Annotated in this window: 14 protein-coding genes; 6 read left to right on the top strand and 8 right to left on the bottom strand. The window is 71.9% G+C overall.

Going from position 1 to position 15,409, the window contains the following annotated elements; genetic code table 11:
• Positions 1 to 19: 19 nt before the first annotated feature.
• The gene (locus tag Ari01nite_RS27080; RefSeq protein WP_203784993.1) at positions 20 to 2,227 is read left to right on the top strand and encodes an AAA family ATPase; all 2,208 of its coding nucleotides are present in this window, start codon (positions 20 to 22) and stop codon (positions 2,225 to 2,227) included.
• A gap of 3 nt (positions 2,228 to 2,230) precedes the next feature.
• Here the strand turns inward: Ari01nite_RS27080 and Ari01nite_RS27085 are convergent, their stop codons facing one another.
• The 4 genes from Ari01nite_RS27085 to Ari01nite_RS27100 all read right to left on the bottom strand — a co-directional run bounded on the left by Ari01nite_RS27085 (position 2,231) and on the right by Ari01nite_RS27100 (position 5,446).
• On the bottom strand, positions 2,231 to 2,539 hold the full coding sequence (locus Ari01nite_RS27085) for a DUF3263 domain-containing protein (protein ID WP_203784994.1): 309 nt from the start codon (positions 2,537 to 2,539) through the stop codon (positions 2,231 to 2,233).
• Positions 2,540 to 2,622: 83 nt separating this feature from the next.
• On the bottom strand, positions 2,623 to 3,633 hold the full coding sequence (locus Ari01nite_RS27090) for an ABC transporter permease subunit (RefSeq protein WP_203784995.1): 1,011 nt from the start codon (positions 3,631 to 3,633) through the stop codon (positions 2,623 to 2,625).
• Positions 3,630 to 4,616 (bottom strand): ATP-binding cassette domain-containing protein, encoded by a 987-nt coding sequence (locus tag Ari01nite_RS27095; protein WP_203784996.1) that lies wholly within the window; start codon positions 4,614 to 4,616, stop codon positions 3,630 to 3,632. The genes Ari01nite_RS27090 and Ari01nite_RS27095 overlap by 4 nt, the downstream gene beginning before the upstream one ends.
• Before the next feature lie 44 nt (positions 4,617 to 4,660).
• Positions 4,661 to 5,446, bottom strand: coding sequence for a DeoR/GlpR family DNA-binding transcription regulator (locus Ari01nite_RS27100; RefSeq protein WP_203784997.1), 786 nt, complete (start codon positions 5,444 to 5,446; stop codon positions 4,661 to 4,663).
• A gap of 191 nt (positions 5,447 to 5,637) precedes the next feature.
• Here Ari01nite_RS27100 and Ari01nite_RS27105 point away from each other — a divergent pair, with 191 nt between their 5' ends.
• From Ari01nite_RS27105 to nagA, 3 genes are read left to right on the top strand one after another with little or no spacing between them, the layout of a single operon-like run.
• A complete protein-coding gene (locus Ari01nite_RS27105; RefSeq protein WP_203784998.1) occupies positions 5,638 to 6,561 on the top strand; it encodes an SIS domain-containing protein in 924 nt (307 codons plus the stop codon).
• Positions 6,558 to 7,484, top strand: a complete 927-nt coding sequence (locus Ari01nite_RS27110) for an ROK family protein (RefSeq protein ID WP_203784999.1) — start codon at positions 6,558 to 6,560, stop codon at positions 7,482 to 7,484. The genes Ari01nite_RS27105 and Ari01nite_RS27110 overlap by 4 nt, the downstream gene beginning before the upstream one ends.
• Positions 7,481 to 8,569, top strand: coding sequence for an N-acetylglucosamine-6-phosphate deacetylase (nagA, locus tag Ari01nite_RS27115; RefSeq protein WP_203785000.1), 1,089 nt, complete (start codon positions 7,481 to 7,483; stop codon positions 8,567 to 8,569). The genes Ari01nite_RS27110 and nagA overlap by 4 nt, the downstream gene beginning before the upstream one ends.
• Before the next feature lie 93 nt (positions 8,570 to 8,662).
• Here the strand turns inward: nagA and Ari01nite_RS27120 are convergent, their stop codons facing one another.
• Complete coding sequence (locus Ari01nite_RS27120; RefSeq protein WP_203785001.1) at positions 8,663 to 9,385, bottom strand: phosphatase PAP2 family protein; 723 nt, start codon at positions 9,383 to 9,385, stop codon at positions 8,663 to 8,665.
• 10 nt (positions 9,386 to 9,395) lie between these two features.
• A complete protein-coding gene (locus Ari01nite_RS27125; protein ID WP_203785002.1) occupies positions 9,396 to 10,784 on the bottom strand; it encodes a trypsin-like serine peptidase in 1,389 nt (462 codons plus the stop codon).
• A gap of 115 nt (positions 10,785 to 10,899) precedes the next feature.
• Here Ari01nite_RS27125 and Ari01nite_RS27130 point away from each other — a divergent pair, with 115 nt between their 5' ends.
• The gene (locus Ari01nite_RS27130) at positions 10,900 to 12,111 is read left to right on the top strand and encodes a DUF4032 domain-containing protein (protein ID WP_203785003.1); all 1,212 of its coding nucleotides are present in this window, start codon (positions 10,900 to 10,902) and stop codon (positions 12,109 to 12,111) included.
• Between the two features lie 26 nt (positions 12,112 to 12,137).
• Here Ari01nite_RS27130 and Ari01nite_RS27135 read toward each other — a convergent pair whose 3' ends face one another.
• Positions 12,138 to 13,904 carry an NAD-binding protein gene (locus Ari01nite_RS27135; RefSeq protein ID WP_307837787.1) on the bottom strand — a complete coding sequence of 589 codons (1,767 nt, stop codon included), beginning with the start codon at positions 13,902 to 13,904 and terminating at the stop codon, positions 12,138 to 12,140.
• Positions 13,905 to 14,018: 114 nt separating this feature from the next.
• Here Ari01nite_RS27135 and Ari01nite_RS27140 point away from each other — a divergent pair, with 114 nt between their 5' ends.
• Positions 14,019 to 14,924 (top strand): hypothetical protein, encoded by a 906-nt coding sequence (locus Ari01nite_RS27140; RefSeq protein WP_203785005.1) that lies wholly within the window; start codon positions 14,019 to 14,021, stop codon positions 14,922 to 14,924.
• A gap of 38 nt (positions 14,925 to 14,962) precedes the next feature.
• Here the strand turns inward: Ari01nite_RS27140 and Ari01nite_RS27145 are convergent, their stop codons facing one another.
• Complete coding sequence (locus tag Ari01nite_RS27145; RefSeq protein WP_203785006.1) at positions 14,963 to 15,382, bottom strand: GNAT family N-acetyltransferase; 420 nt, start codon at positions 15,380 to 15,382, stop codon at positions 14,963 to 14,965.
• Positions 15,383 to 15,409: the final 27 nt, after the last annotated feature.

The raw sequence follows: 15,409 nt of genomic DNA on the forward strand, positions 1-15,409 counted from the left end.
CGGCGATAGCGTGTACAGCGTGCCCGACGAACTCACGCTGACCGTCACGCTGCGGCCGGCCGCCCTGGACGCCCGCCGCGGCATCGTCCGCCTGCATCCCGAGGTGATGGCCGCGCTGGCGATCAACCCCGGGGATCCGGTACGGCTGGCGGGGTCGCGTACCACCGCGGGAGTGGCCGCGCGCGCCGAGGCGGGTGCCAGCCGGGCCCTGCTGTACGCCGACGACCTGACCATCGGCAACCTCGGCATGCGCGACGGCGGCCAGGTCACGGTCGCGCCGCTGCCGGTGGTGGAGGCCCGCCGGGTGTCGCTCAGCGGCCCGCCCGAGATCGTCGCGGTGGTCTCGCCCGAGATGCTCCGGCTGGCGCTGCTGGGCAAGGTGATCAGTGCCGGCGACGACGTCTCACTGCTGCCGCAGGACGTGCTGCCGGACGCCGGGCACCGCACCCTGGTCGAGGCGGCCCGGCGCAGCCTGGCCAACCGGGTCGGCTACGGCTGGACCAGCGCGCTGCTCACCGTGGTCACGGCCGAACCGGACGCCGCCCTGGTCACCATGGACACGGTGGTGGGCTGGGAGCACGGCCACCACACCTCGGGCGGCACCGCCACCACCCCGGCGGTGCGGGGCAGCGCGCCGGCCGCCACCGATCCCGAGGTGCCGCCGCCCAGCGTGGACGACCTGCCCGGGCTCCGGTCCCAGGCCAAGGAGCTGGAGGAACTGCTCGATCTCGGCTTCCACCACGGCGAGGTGCTGGCCCGGCTGGGCACCAAGGTCTCTCTCGGCGTCCTCATCTCCGGCCCGTCCGGCTCGGGGAAGTCGGCCCTGGTCCGGGCGGTGGCGGCCCAGGTGGGTGCGCGGGTGCTGCCGGCCTGGGCGCCGGAACTGGCCGCGCTCACCAACAACGCGGCCGCCGAGCGGCTGCGCGCCCTAGCCCGGGACGCCCGGGAGCGCGGCCCGGCCGTGCTGCTGGTGTCCGACGTGGAGACGCTGGCCCCGCGCGACGAGCCGGGCCCGATCGCCACGGTGTTCCGCCAGGTGCTCCAGGAGACGGTCCGGGCCGGGGTGGCGGTGGTCTGCACCACCAGCCGGCCCGAGTCGGTCGACCCGTCGTTGCGCGCCCCCGACCTGCTCGCCGTGCAGCTGGCGGTGCCGCTGCCGGACGCGGCCATGCGCCGGGAACAGCTCGGCGTGCTGACCCGCGGCATGCCGCTGGCCGAGGACGTACGGCTGGACGAGGTCGCCGGGCGTACCCCCGGCTTTGTCGCGGCCGACCTCGGTGGCCTGGCCCGCGAGGCCGGCGTGCGGGCCGCGCTGCGGCAGAAGGAGGCCGAGTCGCCGACCGTGACGATGGCCGACTTCGAGGCCGCGCTGGACGTGGTCCGGCCCACCTCGATGGCCGAGTCGACGCTCGAGGTGGCCGCCGTGACCCTGGACGACGTCGGCGACCTCGCGGACGTCAAGCAGACGCTCACCGAGTCGGTGCTGTGGCCGCTGACCTATCCGGACACCTTCGCCCGGCTCGGCGTCTCGCCGCCGCGCGGTGTGCTGCTCTACGGCCCGCCCGGCTGCGGCAAGACCTACCTGGTCAAGGCGATCGCCGGGACCGGCAAGGCGAACGTGCTCTCGGTCAAGGGCGCCGAGTTGCTCAGCAAGTGGGTGGGCGACAGCGAGCGGGCGGTCCGCGAGCTGTTCCGCCGGGCCCGCGAGGCCGCGCCCACGCTGGTCTTCCTCGACGAGGTGGACGCGCTGGCGCCGACCCGCGGACAGGCCACCGACGGCGGCACCGCCGACCGGGTGGTGGCCGCCCTGCTCACCGAGCTGGACGGGGTGGAGGACCTGCGCAAAGTGGTGGTGATCGGGGCGACCAACCGGCCCGACCTGATCGACCCGGCGCTGCTGCGGCCGGGCCGGCTGGAACGGCTGGTCTACGTGCCGCCGCCGGACGCCGAGGCGCGGGCCGCGATCCTGCGGGCGTCGTCCCGGCAGGTGCCGCTCGACCCGGCGGTCGACCTGGACAAGCTGGGCGCCGATCTGGACGGCTTTTCGGCGGCCGACTGCGCCGCGCTGATCCGGGAGTCGGCGCTGGCCGCGATGCGCAACTCGCTGGAGGCGTCGACAGTGACCGCGGCCAACGTGGCCACCGCGCGGGAGCGGGTGCGGGCCTCGCTCGACCCGGCTCAGGTCGCCTGGCTGGCCGGGTACGCCTCGGCACACCAGCCCGGCTGAGCCTCAGCGCCGCCGGGTGCGGGCCCGGGTGGCCCGCAGCCGGCGCAGCCGGCCCACCAGCACCGGGTCGTGCTCGACCGCGGCCGGCTTGTCGAGCAGCGCGTTGAGCACCTGGTAGTAGCGCGTCGAGGACAGGCCGAAGGCGTCCCGAATGGCCTGCTCCTTGGCGCCCGCGTGCTTCCACCAGCGCGCCTCGAACGCCAGGATCTCGCGGTCGCGGTCGGTGAGACCGTCGGCCGGCGGTGCCTCCTCTGCCGCCCGTGGCGCCGGGATCTGCTGCTGGTCTTCGGAATGATCGGCGGCGGGCTGCATGGTGCTCCCAAGACAAAAGGGCGGGGGGATCGACCGCAGCATATGTGGCCGACGCCCCCCGCGCAGGACGGGAGAACGCTACCTCACGTTATGTCCCGCTTACGCATTGTCCACATAGCGGCACCCACAATGGCGACAAAGACGGCCGCCATGACGCCGCCGGCCATCTGCCAGGTGATCGTGAAGATGGGCGGCTGACAGCCGCCGAACGCGCTGAAGTCGCACGAGTTGTAGTCCTCGATCTTGTACTCCTTGTTCAGCCAGGCGATCACCCACACCGGGATCAGGTACGCGTCGGCGAACTTCACCTTGGCCAGGTTGAGCACCGTGCCGAGACCGAACTGGAACACGATGATCACGCCGATCATCACGCCCAGCGCCATCGCGGTGTGCCGGCCCAGCGACGCCAGCCCGAATCCGAGCGCGGCCGCGACCAGGACCATGGCGAGCGCCCGCAACCCCATCAGCCCGATCGACTGCCAGGCGCCGCCGGTCATGCTCGCGGTGCTGCCGTGCAGCTTGGCCACCAGCACGAAGGCGCCGGTCCAGGCCGCCGCCAGGGCGACGAAGAAGCCGGCGAAGCTGACCAGCAGGGCGGCCAGCTTGGCGGTCAGCACCCGCAGCCGTTGCGGCCGCCAGAGCAGCAGGTTCATCATCCCGCCGCTGTTCCACTCGGCGCCCACGAAGGACGCGCCGACCACGAAGGCTAGCACCGCCACCAGCGCGCCCAGGGTGGTGACCATGTCCGGGAAGTTCTTCCGGAAGTCGAAAGTGGGCGGCATGAACCACTGCGGATCGATCTGGTCCTCGGGCGGCGGCTGGAGTTCCGCGCAGTTGGCCGGGAACTCGCTCGCCCGCGGGGTGCCCTGAACCGCCTCGCAGTCCTGCCGGGCCCGCTCCAGGTCGGCGAGGATCCGCTGATACTCGGCCCGCGCCTCGGCCTGGGCGGCGGCGATCTGCTCGGGACCGACCTTCTCGTTGCTGAGGAACACGCCGGCCAGCACGGCCGCGAGCGCGAGCAGCACGCCCAGCGTGAACAGCTTGGTGAACCGCCGCTTGACCAGCCGGCGCGTCTCGGCCTTGTAGAGGCTCACTGTCCCCACCCGCCCGCGGCCGGCACCGGCGCGCTCTGGTCCACCTGACGGTTCTGGCCGTCGACCGGCGCGGTGCCGGTGAGCTCCAGGAACACGCTCTCCAGGTCGACCGCCACCGGGGTCAGTTCGGTGACGTAGACCTGCCGCTCGGCGAGGATCCGGGTGATCTGCGCCGGATTGCTGGCATTGCCGACCGTGAAGTGGTCGCGTTCGAGGGTGACCTGGGCGCCCGCGGCCCGGAGCAGTTCCGTCGCGGCGTACATGTCCACCCCGGGCTCGAGCCGCACCTTGACGGTGGTCGAGGCGTGCTGGGCGAGCACCGAGGACACCGAACCGGCAGCCACTCGGCGCCCGGCCGAGATGATCGTCACCGAGTCGCAGATCAGCTGAATCTCACCGAGGATGTGGCTGGAGAGCACCACGGTCATCCCGGACTCGGCCAGGTCGCGCATCAGCGTGCGCATCTCCCGGATGCCGCCCGGGTCCAAACCGTTCGCCGGCTCGTCGAGAATCAGCAGCTTGGGCTCCTTGAGCAGGGCCGAGGCGACGGCGAGCCGCTGCTTCATACCGAGCGAGTACGTCTTGACCCGCTCCTTGGCCCGGTCGCGGAGCCCGACCAGTTCGAGCACCGCCATCACCCGCTCCGGCCGCACCCCGCCGGCGTCGGCCAGCAGCGACAGCGTGTCCCGGGCGGTGAAGTTGCCGAAGAACTGCGGGCTCTCCACGATCGCGCCGACCTGGCCGGCCACCTCCGGCAGGTGCCGGGGCACCTCCTGGCCGAGGATCGACATCCGGCCACCGTTCGGCTTGATCAGGCCGAGCAGGGTACGCAGCGTGGTGGTCTTGCCCGAGCCGTTCGGCCCCAGGAAGCCGTGCACCTGCCCGGCCTCGACCACCATGTCGAAGCCGTCCAGGGCCCGGCGCACGCGCTTCCGGCTGCGGTACGTCTTCTGCAGCCCGGAGATCTCCAGTACGGCGCTCATGACGGGAGACTTTAAACAGCCAGGTCAACGCCGTCACGAACCGGTTACGCGCAGATCACCTGCACGCCGGCGTCGCGCACCGCGGCCAGCATCTCGGGCGCCGCGCCGGAGTCGGTCACCAGCGTCTCGACCTTGGAGATCGGGCAGATCCGGGCGAACGCGTGCCCGCCCAGCTTGGACGAGTCGGCGATCACCACGACCCGCTTGGCCCGGGCCACCATCAGGCTGTTCATCGCGGCCTCGCCCTCGTGGTGGGCGGCCGCGCCGAGTTCCACGTCGAGAGCGTCCACGCCGAGCAGCACCACGTCGAGCGTGACCTCCTTCAGCAGCGCGCCGCCGAGCGGGCCGACCAGCTCGAAGGACTGCGGGCGGACCACGCCACCGGCCACCACGATCTTCATGCGCGAACGCACCAGCAGCTCGTTCGCGATGTTCAGGGCGTTGGTGACGATGGTGAGCTGGGCCCCCTCGCCGCCGGAGTTGAGGTCGGGCCGCACCGCGAGGGCCCGGGCCACCTCGGTCATCGTGGTGCCGCCGTTGAGGCCGACCACCGTGCCGGGCGTGACCAGGCCGGCCGCGGCCTCGCCGATGCGCTGCTTCTCGGCCGAGTGTTTCGCGCTCTTGTAGCGCAGCGGCAGGTCGTAGGAGACGCCGTTGGCCACCGCGCCGCCGCGGGTGCGGGTGATCATCTGCTGCTGGGCGAGCTGGTCGAAGTCGCGCCGGATGGTGGCCTGGGAGACGTCCAGCCGGTCTGCCGCGTCCTCGACGCTGACCCGGCCGGTCTCCGTGAGTAACTCAAGTAGGGCATTCCACCGCGCGTACCGGTCCACCAACCACTCCCGATGCACGTTCCGTGATAAGTGTGTGCACATTATTGCGCAAAAGCCCGGGAAGCAAACCTCGGCACTGCGCGGTCGGCGTGTGACGGTTGCATCCACGTCGTGGATATCCGCAGAATGGCGCTCGAAAGTGCCGAGAACCGAGCGGTTATGCGCAGCGGCACGGTTGCGAAGGGTGGCCCATGACGCACGTCAAGGCGGAGATCGCGAGCCAGCCCGACTGCTGGCGGCAGGCGGCCAAACTCTTCGACTCGCCGGGGCTGCCCGCACCGGGCGAGCGGGTTGCGGTGGCCGGTTGCGGCACGTCGTGGTTCATGGCGCAGGCGTACGCGGCCCTGCGCGAGCGGTCCGGTCAGGGCGAGACGGACGCGTTCCAGGCCTCCGAGTTCCCCCGCGGCCGCCGCTACGACCGGGTTGTCGCGATCACCCGTTCGGGCACCACCACCGAGATCCTCGACCTGCTCGACGGCCTCGACGGCGCCGTGCCCACCACGGTGCTCACCGCCGACCCGGCGCAGCCCGCGGCGGCCCGCGCCCACCACGCCGTGGTGCTCGACTTCGCCGACGAGCAGGCCGTGGTGCAGACCCGCTTCGCCACCAGCACGCTCGCCGTGCTGCGCGCCCACCTGGGCGAGGACATCGACCCGATCGCGGCCGACGCCGAGGTCGCGGTGCGGCTGCCGCTGCCGGTGCACCCGGCGCTGGCGGAGCAGATCACCTTTCTGGGCCAGGGCTGGACCGTGGGCCTGGCGCACGAGGCCGCGCTGAAGTGCCGGGAGGCCGCCGCCTACTGGGCCGAGTCGTACCCCGCCATGGACTACCGGCACGGCCCCATCTCGATCGCCCGGCCGCGCCGGGTGGTCTGGTCGTTCGGCGACATCCCGGCCGGCCTGGCCGACGACGTCGAGGCGGCCGGCGCGGCGTTCGTGCACAGCCGTTACCACGGCGGCTACGCGGCGCTGGGCAGTTGGTGCGGCGGCCGGGATCCGCTCGACCCGATGGCCGACCTGGTCGTCGCGCAGCGGGTGGCCGTGCTGTTGGCCACCAGCCAGGGTCTCGACCCGGACCACCCGCGCCACCTGAGCCGCTCGGTCGTTCTCACGTGACGCAGCCGGTCGTCGTCGCCCTGGACGTCGGCGGCACCGGGATGAAATGCGCGCTGGTCCGCCCGGACGGCACGGTCGAGCACGCGGAACGCCATCCCACCCTGGCCGAGCGCGGCTCGGAGGCAGTGATCGCGAACATCCTGGACGTGGCGGCCGCCCTGGCCGGCCGCGCCCGGGCGAACGGCCAGGACCCGGTGGCGGTCGGCGTCGCGGTGCCCGGCGTGGTGGACGAGCCGAACGGGGTTGCCGTCTGGTCCGCGAACATCGGTTTCCGCGACGTACCCCTGCGGAATTTGATCTTTGAACGCCTCGGCCTGCCCGCCGCGCTCGGCCACGATGTGCGCGTGGGAGGCATCGCCGAGGCCAGACTGGGCGCCGGACGAGGCAAACGGCACGTGCTGTTCGTGGCGATCGGCACCGGCATCGCGGCCGCCCTGGTGGTGGACGGCACCGGATTCGCCGGCGCGCACGGGGCCGCCGGCGAGGTGGGACACATCGTGGTCCGTCCCGGCGGCACACCCTGCGGGTGCGGCGCGCGCGGCTGCCTGGAGGCGGAGGCGTCGGCCAGAGCCATCGGACGGCGGTACGCGGAACTGACCGGCACCCCCGACGCGACCGCCTTCGACGTGGTGACCAGGCAGGCCGCGGGTGACGAGGTGGCGGCCGCGGTCTGGACCGACGCGGTCGGGGCACTGGCCGACGGCCTGATCACCTGCCAGGCCCTGTACGACGTGAACGTGCTGGTGCTGGGCGGTGGCCTGGCCGAGGCGGGCGACACGCTGCTGGGGCCGCTGCGGTCGAGGTTCGCCGAGCGGGTGACCTTCCACCGGGAGCCGGCGCTGGTCCGGGCCGAACTGGGCGACAACGCCGGCTGCCTGGGCGCGGCCCTGCTGGCCCTGGACCACCTGGAGCGGACCCGATGACCCGGATCGGCGGCCGGATCGTGCGGCCGGGCGCGGTGGTGCCCGGCTACGTCGAGGTCGACGGCGCCGCGATCGTCGAGGTGGTGGCGGACCCCACGGCCGGTGACGACGTGATCGTGCCCGGCTTCGTCGACATCCACTGCCACGGCGGCGGCGGCCACACGTTCACGACCGGCGACGCGGAGGCCGCGCGCGGGGCGGCCGCATTCCACCTGGCGCACGGCACCACCACGGTGCTGGCCAGCCTGGTGAGCGCACCGTTCGAGCTGATGCGGGACGCCACGGCGGCCTATCAGCCGCTGATCTCCGAGGGCGTGCTGGCCGGGGTGCACTATGAGGGCCCCTACCTGTCCGGCGCGCGCTGCGGCGCCCAGAATCCGGCCTACCTGCGCGACCCGTCGGTGGCGGAGTTGACGGCGCTGATCGCCCTGGGCGGCGTGCGCATGGTGACCATCGCCCCCGAACTGCCCGGCGCTCTGGAAGCCATCGCCCTGCTCCGGCGGCACGGGGTGGTCGCCGCCCTGGGTCACACCGATGCCACGTACGACCAAACCCGTCTGGCCCTGCAGGCCGGCGCCGGCGTCGGAACCCACCTCTTCAACGGCATGCGCCCACCGCACCACCGCGAGCCCGGCCCGGTGGTGGGCCTGCTCAGCTCAGCCGCAATCTGCGAACTGGTGGCCGACAACATCCACCTGCACCCCGGCATGCTGGCGTTCGCGGCGCACTCGGCCGGCCCCGGCCGAGCCGCACTGATCACCGACGCCATGGACGCCGCCGGGATGCCCGACGGCCGCTACGACCTGGGCGGCCAGGAGGTGATCGTGGCCGAGGGCGTGGCCCGGCTGTCCCGCAACGGCGCGATAGCCGGCAGCACCCTGACCATGGACGCGGCCCTGCGCAACGCGGTGGCCGCCGGCATTTCCCTCCCCGACGCCGCCGCGATGGCGGCAACAACACCGGCGCGGGCACTCGGCTTGGACGACCGGCTGGGCGCCCTGGAGGCGGGCCTGCGAGCCGACCTGGCCGTCCTGGACGCAAACCTGCAACTAAAACGGGTAATGCGAGCCGGCACCTGGATCTAGCACCGCCACCCCGCCACCTCAGCGCGTGCCACCCCGCCCGCCGTTGCCTGCCAATCTTGACGAGTTGCGGCGCGGCTGGTCGTGGGTGGCGGGCTAGGACAGGCCGGCGGGACGTTCCCAGCCGGACAGGCGCGGTAGCGGGATCGCGTCCCACGGGATGCGCTCTACCAGGCGGGCCAGGACCAAGCCCAGCAGCACGCCCGCTATCGAGTCGGTGAGCCAGTGGAAGCCGGTGTAGATCGTGGTGATGAAGACGATCACCACGGGGGCCACCCGGAGGGCGTACGTCTCCCCGCGGCGCAGCGGGCGGTGCAGGACGGCGGCCAGCAGGAGGGCCAGCACGGCGTACCAGACCAGGGAATTTCCCAGGTGGCCGGAGGGGTAACTCATCGTGAGGGCACCACTCGCGTGCGGGTTGAACATGACCGCTTTGTCCGGACCGTCGAAACGCGGGGCGGCTCGGTCTGCCCAGATCTTCAGGGGGCCGATGGTCGCGTACAGGATCAGGAAAGCCGTCACGAACGGCAGGAGCGCACGCACCGACCTGGTGCGGTAGACCAGCGTGCCGGTCAGGATCAGGGCCAGCGGCATCAGGACCTGGCCGCCCTGGCCCAGATAGTTGAAGACCCTTGCGGTCCAATACGGCACGTCGGGCTGGTGCGCCAGGGACCAGTCGGCCACCCGCTGGTCGAGTGTCAGCAGGTGGCCGCGGGCCAGCGCGACGGTCAGCGCCACGAAGCCGGCCAGCAGGGCCAGGTCGAGCCACCAGCCGAGGAACGGCCGGGTCCGGACTTGCGGGGTGATCGTCGAGGTCACGCCCCTAACGTTAGAGGCGGCCGCGCAACCGGCTGGCCAGGAGGTCGCCGCGGACCCCGGAATTGGGACATCCGCCGAAGTGGTGCAGCGCCACGACCTTGTTGGTGGCCCGGGACAGCACCGGCGAACCGGACGAGCCGCCCTCGGTGTCGCAGAAGTACGAGACGTCCGAGTTCGCGGCGTAACCGGTGTAGGACGGGTTTTCCACCGAGCAGTTGCCGGCCCGCTCGCCCAGGGTGCCGGCAATCCGGGTGGGCTCGCCGGCCGGGTGCTGCGGCACGTACAACTGCTGGCCCTTCGCCGGGCGGGCGGCGTCCAGGTTCAGGTAGCCGAACTTCTTGACCGCGGCGAAGTTCGCGACCGAGAAGAGGGTGTAGTCGTACACGTGCTCGGTGGCCAGGACCTTGTCGCCCCAGACCTTGGTGGGGCGGAAGACGTTGTAGCCGCCGCAGGTCGCGCACTGATAGTTGAACCACACCTCGGTGTCGTACGCCTCGGACGTCGTGGTGAAGCAGTGGTTGTTGGTGAGCATGCGGTTGTTGGGGCCGACCCGCCAGCCGGTGCACAACTCGGTGCCGTTGATCAGCAGGCGCGCGATGGCCTTGCTTTTCGTGTACGCGACCGGGTCGCCGGACCGGTAGCAGACGGCGTCCGCCGAGGTGTCGCTGCCGCACACCGACTCCTCGCGGCCGGTGCGCCCCGGCGCGGTGGGCTGGCGTTCGGGCTGGCGGCGCTGCTCGGTACGGCTGAACCCGCGCGCCACCTGGTCGACGTCCACGCCCATGCGACCGAGCAGCGAGGACAACCCCAGCGGGTCGCCGGCCCGGTGCATCTCCAGGATCGCGGTGTCGCCGGTGATCGACATCGCCCACTTGTCGATCGTGCCGGTGTTGAGGGTCTTCGGGGCGTCGTACCGGTAGGACTCGGTACCGTCCGGGTTGGACACCGTCAGGTAGTCACCGGGCCGCATCGCCATCCGGCTGAAGTGCAGCTTCACGTAGGAAGCGCCGGGGTAGCGGAACGTCTCCCGCTTGGGCGCACCGGTCAGATAGCCGAGAAGCTTGTTGACCGAAAGTAGTTCGCCGACCCGCTGACGGTTGGCGGTGGTGGCCGACTCCGGGAGGTGTCGGCGGCCTTCGGCAGCAGGCGGCTCCGTGTTCTTGTTGTCCGCCGGAGGCGGGACCGTGGCGGCCTCGGTCCGATCGGCGACCTGCGGCTCCGCCGCGGGCTCCGCCTTCTGTTCGGCGGCGACCGGCGTACGGGCGACGCCCGGCGGCTCGTGCCAGGTACCGACCGGCCGGCCCTCGTCGCCGGCGTACGACCAAGCCGTCGCACCGGCGACCCCGGTGAGCACCAGGGCCACGCAGGCCCCGGCCGCCACGCCTGCCTTCCGTCGCATCTCTACCGCCATTCACGTCATATCAGGGACATATGTGCTGTTCCGGCGTTCTCGCACCTGTGTAACGAGCCACGCGCGGCGGCGACGCGCCGGAGAGACCGTGCACACTGGGTCCGTGCGCATCACCTCCGCCGTCGTTGACCCGGCGCTGCTGGATCTGCCGTGGGGCGTGCCGCTCGAGGAGTGGCCCGCCGACCATCTGGTAGCTCTGCCGCAGGGCATCTCCCGGCACATCGTGCGGTTCGTCAAGCTCAACGGCGTGGTCTACGCGCTCAAGGAGACCCGCGAGCGGATCGCCGAGAAGGAGTACGACCTGCTGCGGGCCCTGGAGCGGATCGACTTCCCGGCGGTCGAGGCGGTGGGCATCGTCGCCGACCGGCAGGACGACGCCGGCGAGCCACTGGAGACCGTGCTGATCACCCGGCACCTTCAGTTCTCGCTGCCGTACCGGGCGCTGTTCTCGCACGTCCTGCGGCCCGAGACGATGAACCGGCTGATCGACGCGCTGGTCGCGCTGATCGTGCGGATGCACCTCACCGGGTTCTCGTGGGGCGACTGCTCACTGTCCAACACGCTGTTCCGGCGGGACGCGGGCGCGTTCGCGGCATACCTGGTGGACGCCGAGACCGGCAACCTCTACCCGAAACTGTCCGAGGGGCAGCGCAGCGAGGACATCGAGATCCTCCGGCTGAACATCTTCGGCGAGTGCCTCGACCTGCAGGCCGCCGAGTTGCTGCACGAGTCGATCGACCCGGAGGCGGTGGTCGACGACATCGTGGCGCGGTACGAGCGGTTGTGGCATGAGGTCACGTACGAGCAGGAAGTGCCGCGCCGGGACGCCCGGCACGACATCGAGGGCCGGATCCGGCGGCTCAACGAACTGGGCTTCGACGTCGCCGAGGTCGCCATGTCCACGATGGACGACGGTTATCGGGTCCGCCCGAAGGTCGTCGACGCCGGCTATCACACCCGCCGCCTGCTGCGCCTGACCGGCCTGGACGCCGAGGAGAATCAGGCCCGGCAGTTGCTCAACGACCTGGACACGTACCGGGCGGAGAGTTCACTGGCCGACGAACAGCAGGCTGCCCACCGCTGGCTGACCGAGGTCTTCGAGCCGGTCGTCCGGGCGGTGCCGGCCAACCTGCGGCGCAAGCTGGAACCACAGGAGATCTTCACCCAGATCATCCAGCACAAGTGGCTGCTGTCCGAGCGAGCGGGCCGGGACGTGGGGATGGCTCCCGCGGTGCAGTCCTATTTGACCGAGGTGCTGGTCAAGAAACCCGACGAGCAGGCGGTGCTCGGCGTGGAGGTCAGCGCGCTGACCTGAGCGCCGCGGCGGCCCTCTCCGAGGGGTTACGGTCCGGAAGCGTCCGTCGTCGCCTGCGCCAGCAAGACCCGCAAGCCCGCCCGCCGCGCCACCACCACGACCTCATCTCCCGGCGCCAGCACCCGCCGCGGGTCCGGTGACCAGTCCACCCAGCCCGAGCCGGCCGCCGACATGCTGACCACCCGAGCGCTCCGCGGCTTGTCGGCCCGGCTCAGCGGCGCACCGTCCAACTCGGACCCCGGCAGCACCTTGACCGCCGCGACCAGCAAGGCATGCCGCTCTACGGGCAGGGTGGCCAGGACGTCGCGTTCCAGCAGCGAGGCCGCGAAGGCCGGCGCGCACAGCCGGGACACACTGCGGGAGATGTTGATGTTGAATGCCGTCTGGACCCGCCGGGCGAAGTCGTCGTCGAACAGGCGCAGCACCACCCGCAGATCGGCGCGGACCGCGCGGGCGTGCAGCGCGGCCTGGAGGTTAACCGCGTCGTCGGTGGAGACCACCACCAGCGCCTGGCAGGTGTCGATCGAGGCGGAGCGCAGGGTTTCCTCGCGTGCGGCGTCCCCCACGATCATCGGAACGCCGAGCTGGGCGGCCACCTTGACGCCGGGCGCGTCCGGGTTGCGGTCGATGGCCACCACGTCCACGCCGAGGTCGTGCAACTGGCGCAGCACCCGGGTGCCGACGTTGCCGAGGCCGACCAGCACGATGTGGTCGACGTGCACGCCGAACGCCTCGCCCCGGTCGATCGCCAGCCGGGTGCGGACCACGCCGTCCACCACGGCCGCGGTGATCAGCGGCAGCAGCGCCACCCCGGCGATGGTCAGCACCAACTGGGCGGCCTGCGCGATCGGGTTGAGGTCGGGTTCCACATCGGACGACCCGACTACGGTGAGCAACGTGATGTAGATCGAACGCCAGAAGCCGTGATCCTCGTCGAACATGGTCAGCAGGGCACCGGCGGCCACCGTCACGCCGAGCGTGACCAGCACGGCGATGCCCAGCTTGCGAGTCAGCCCGGCCCGCAGCGCGCGCCCGAACGACAGCCACGGCCGCCGCCGCCGACCGGCCCGGGCCAGCCGGCGGGCCGCCACCGCCTGCGCGGCCGGACGGCCGGTCGCCTCGGCCAGCACCAGGTCGCCGGGCCGCGTCGACTCCTGCTCGGCCGGGAGCACCGCGACCTGACCGCCGTCCGCGGGCGCGGTCAGGGCCAGCACCACCTCCTCGGCCCGTACGTCTTCCCGCTTCGCCACGTGCAGGGTGCGCCCCGCGTACCGGAAATGGGTTGGTGCCACCTCACCGAGCGCCGCGGCCACGAACGACGGTGCCGCCATGCCCGCGTCGGACAGCACCGCGCAGTCGGCGAACAGGCGGCGGACGCCCTGCGCCAGGCCGGTGTTGAACATGCGGATCACCAGCCGCAGGTCACCCTCGACGGCCCGGGCACAGAGTGCAGCATGCAGGTTCACCATGTCGTCCGGCATCACCAGGGCGAGACCCTCGGCACCGTCGAGACCCGCGTCGCGGAAGGTGTGCTCGTCCAGCCGGGCCGCGGTGATCACGCGTACCCCGCGGGACCGCAGACCGTCCAGGTCGGGCACGTTCGGCCGCAGGTCGGGCCGGGTGATCACGGTGAGCCGCAGGCCATGGCCGGAAGTGACCAGTTCCTCGGCGAGCGTGTAGACGAGCGGATCGGCGCCGCAGATCACGAAATGCGGGCGATCGTCGCCGTTGCGGTCGCGCAGACGGGACACCAGTGAACGCCGCGTGACCTCCTTGGACGGTTCGGTAACCACGTCCGTGATGGTAGTCAGCCGGAACCGGTCGGCGGGGCCACTCGTTGCCCTTTCCGACGCCATTCGTCCGACTTTGCAAAGTTGCCCAAGCCCGAATTTGCCAGGAGGAAATCAGTGCGCAAGTTGTGGTATGCCGGTGCGGTTGCCGCCAGCGGGTTCGTCCTGTTCGGTGCCACCCCCGCGCAGGCCGACCTGCTGCCCGGAACCGGCACGGCGGAACAGCAGGCGGACGAGCGGCTCGCCGATCTGCTGGGCCAGAGCAACGGCATCGACGTGCAGAACCCGCTGCGGTACAGCACGATGGGCCAGACGCCGCTCGGCAACAGCCCGGTGATGCAGTTCAAGTCGGGGCAGAACTCGCCCGACCTCAACCCGCTGCTGCCCGGTGAGTCCGCCAACGAACCGCGCCCCAGCCTGCCCGCGGCCGACGTGGTCGGCGGCGCACTCCAGCGTCCCGGCAGCGCGCTGCAGCGGCCGGCCGGCAACTCGTCGCTCGACCGACTCAACCTGCAGCAGTTGCCGCTGCGCAACCTGCTCGGCGGGCTGCCGCTGTTCGGCCTCGCGCCGGACGGCCGGTTCTCCGGCGCCGCCATCCAGCAGCCGGCCACCGCCCGCCAGGCCGAGCACTTCGACGGCGGCCTGCCGCTGCTCGGCGGCCTGGGCGGCCTGATGCCGGTGAACGAACTGCCGCGGACCGCGCCGGCCGGCGACAAGCCGGACACCTCCGGGCTGCCGGCCGGCGGCATGGCGGTGCTCCCGGCGGCCACCACGCCGCCCGCGTTCGGCGACACCAAGCCGGACACCAGCCAGGTCGACCCGGCGGCGGACAAGCCGAAGCAGGACGACCCGGCACCGGCCAAGCCCGCGAAGCCCGGGAAGCCGGCCGGCGAGAAGCCACGGCCCGCGGTCGAGCCCGAGGACCCGCGCCTGCACGAGGAGCCGGTCGAGGGTGAGGCGTCGCAGCGCCCGTTCTCGCCGGACGGCCGCCCGATCGCCGGGATCGACGAAGAGTACAAGTAGGACAAGTTGAGCGAGGAAGTCCGGTCGGGCTTCCTCGCTCAGTCTTGGAGCAGGTCCCAGTTGAGCAGGGTGAACGACGTCTCCTCGGAGGCGCCGGCCCGGCGGTAGGTGGCCAGGGCCGCGGCGTTGTCGTTCTCGGTGCCCACCCACATGCCGTAACAGCCGTTCCGCCGGGCGATCGCGGCGAGTTCGGCGACCAGCCGGGTGGCGATCCCCTGCAGCCGGGCCGCGGGTGCCACCCCCAGCTCGTAGATGAACATCTCGGTGCCCTTGTCCGGATGGGTCATCTCGACCCCCGAGATCATGCCGACCGCACGCCCGCTGTCGTCGTACGCGAACAGCAGATGGTGCCCCGGATGGGCGAGAAAGCGCTCGGTCGCCGCCGGAATCGGCGGCTCGTCGAAGAGATCGGCTGCCGCGGTCACGGCAGTGGCATCGGTGACCCGCTCGATCCGCATGGCGCCCACCCTAAAGCGTCGTAGGCG

Source organism: Paractinoplanes rishiriensis (assembly GCF_016862375.1).
Lineage (GTDB): Bacteria > Actinomycetota > Actinomycetes > Mycobacteriales > Micromonosporaceae > Actinoplanes > Actinoplanes rishiriensis.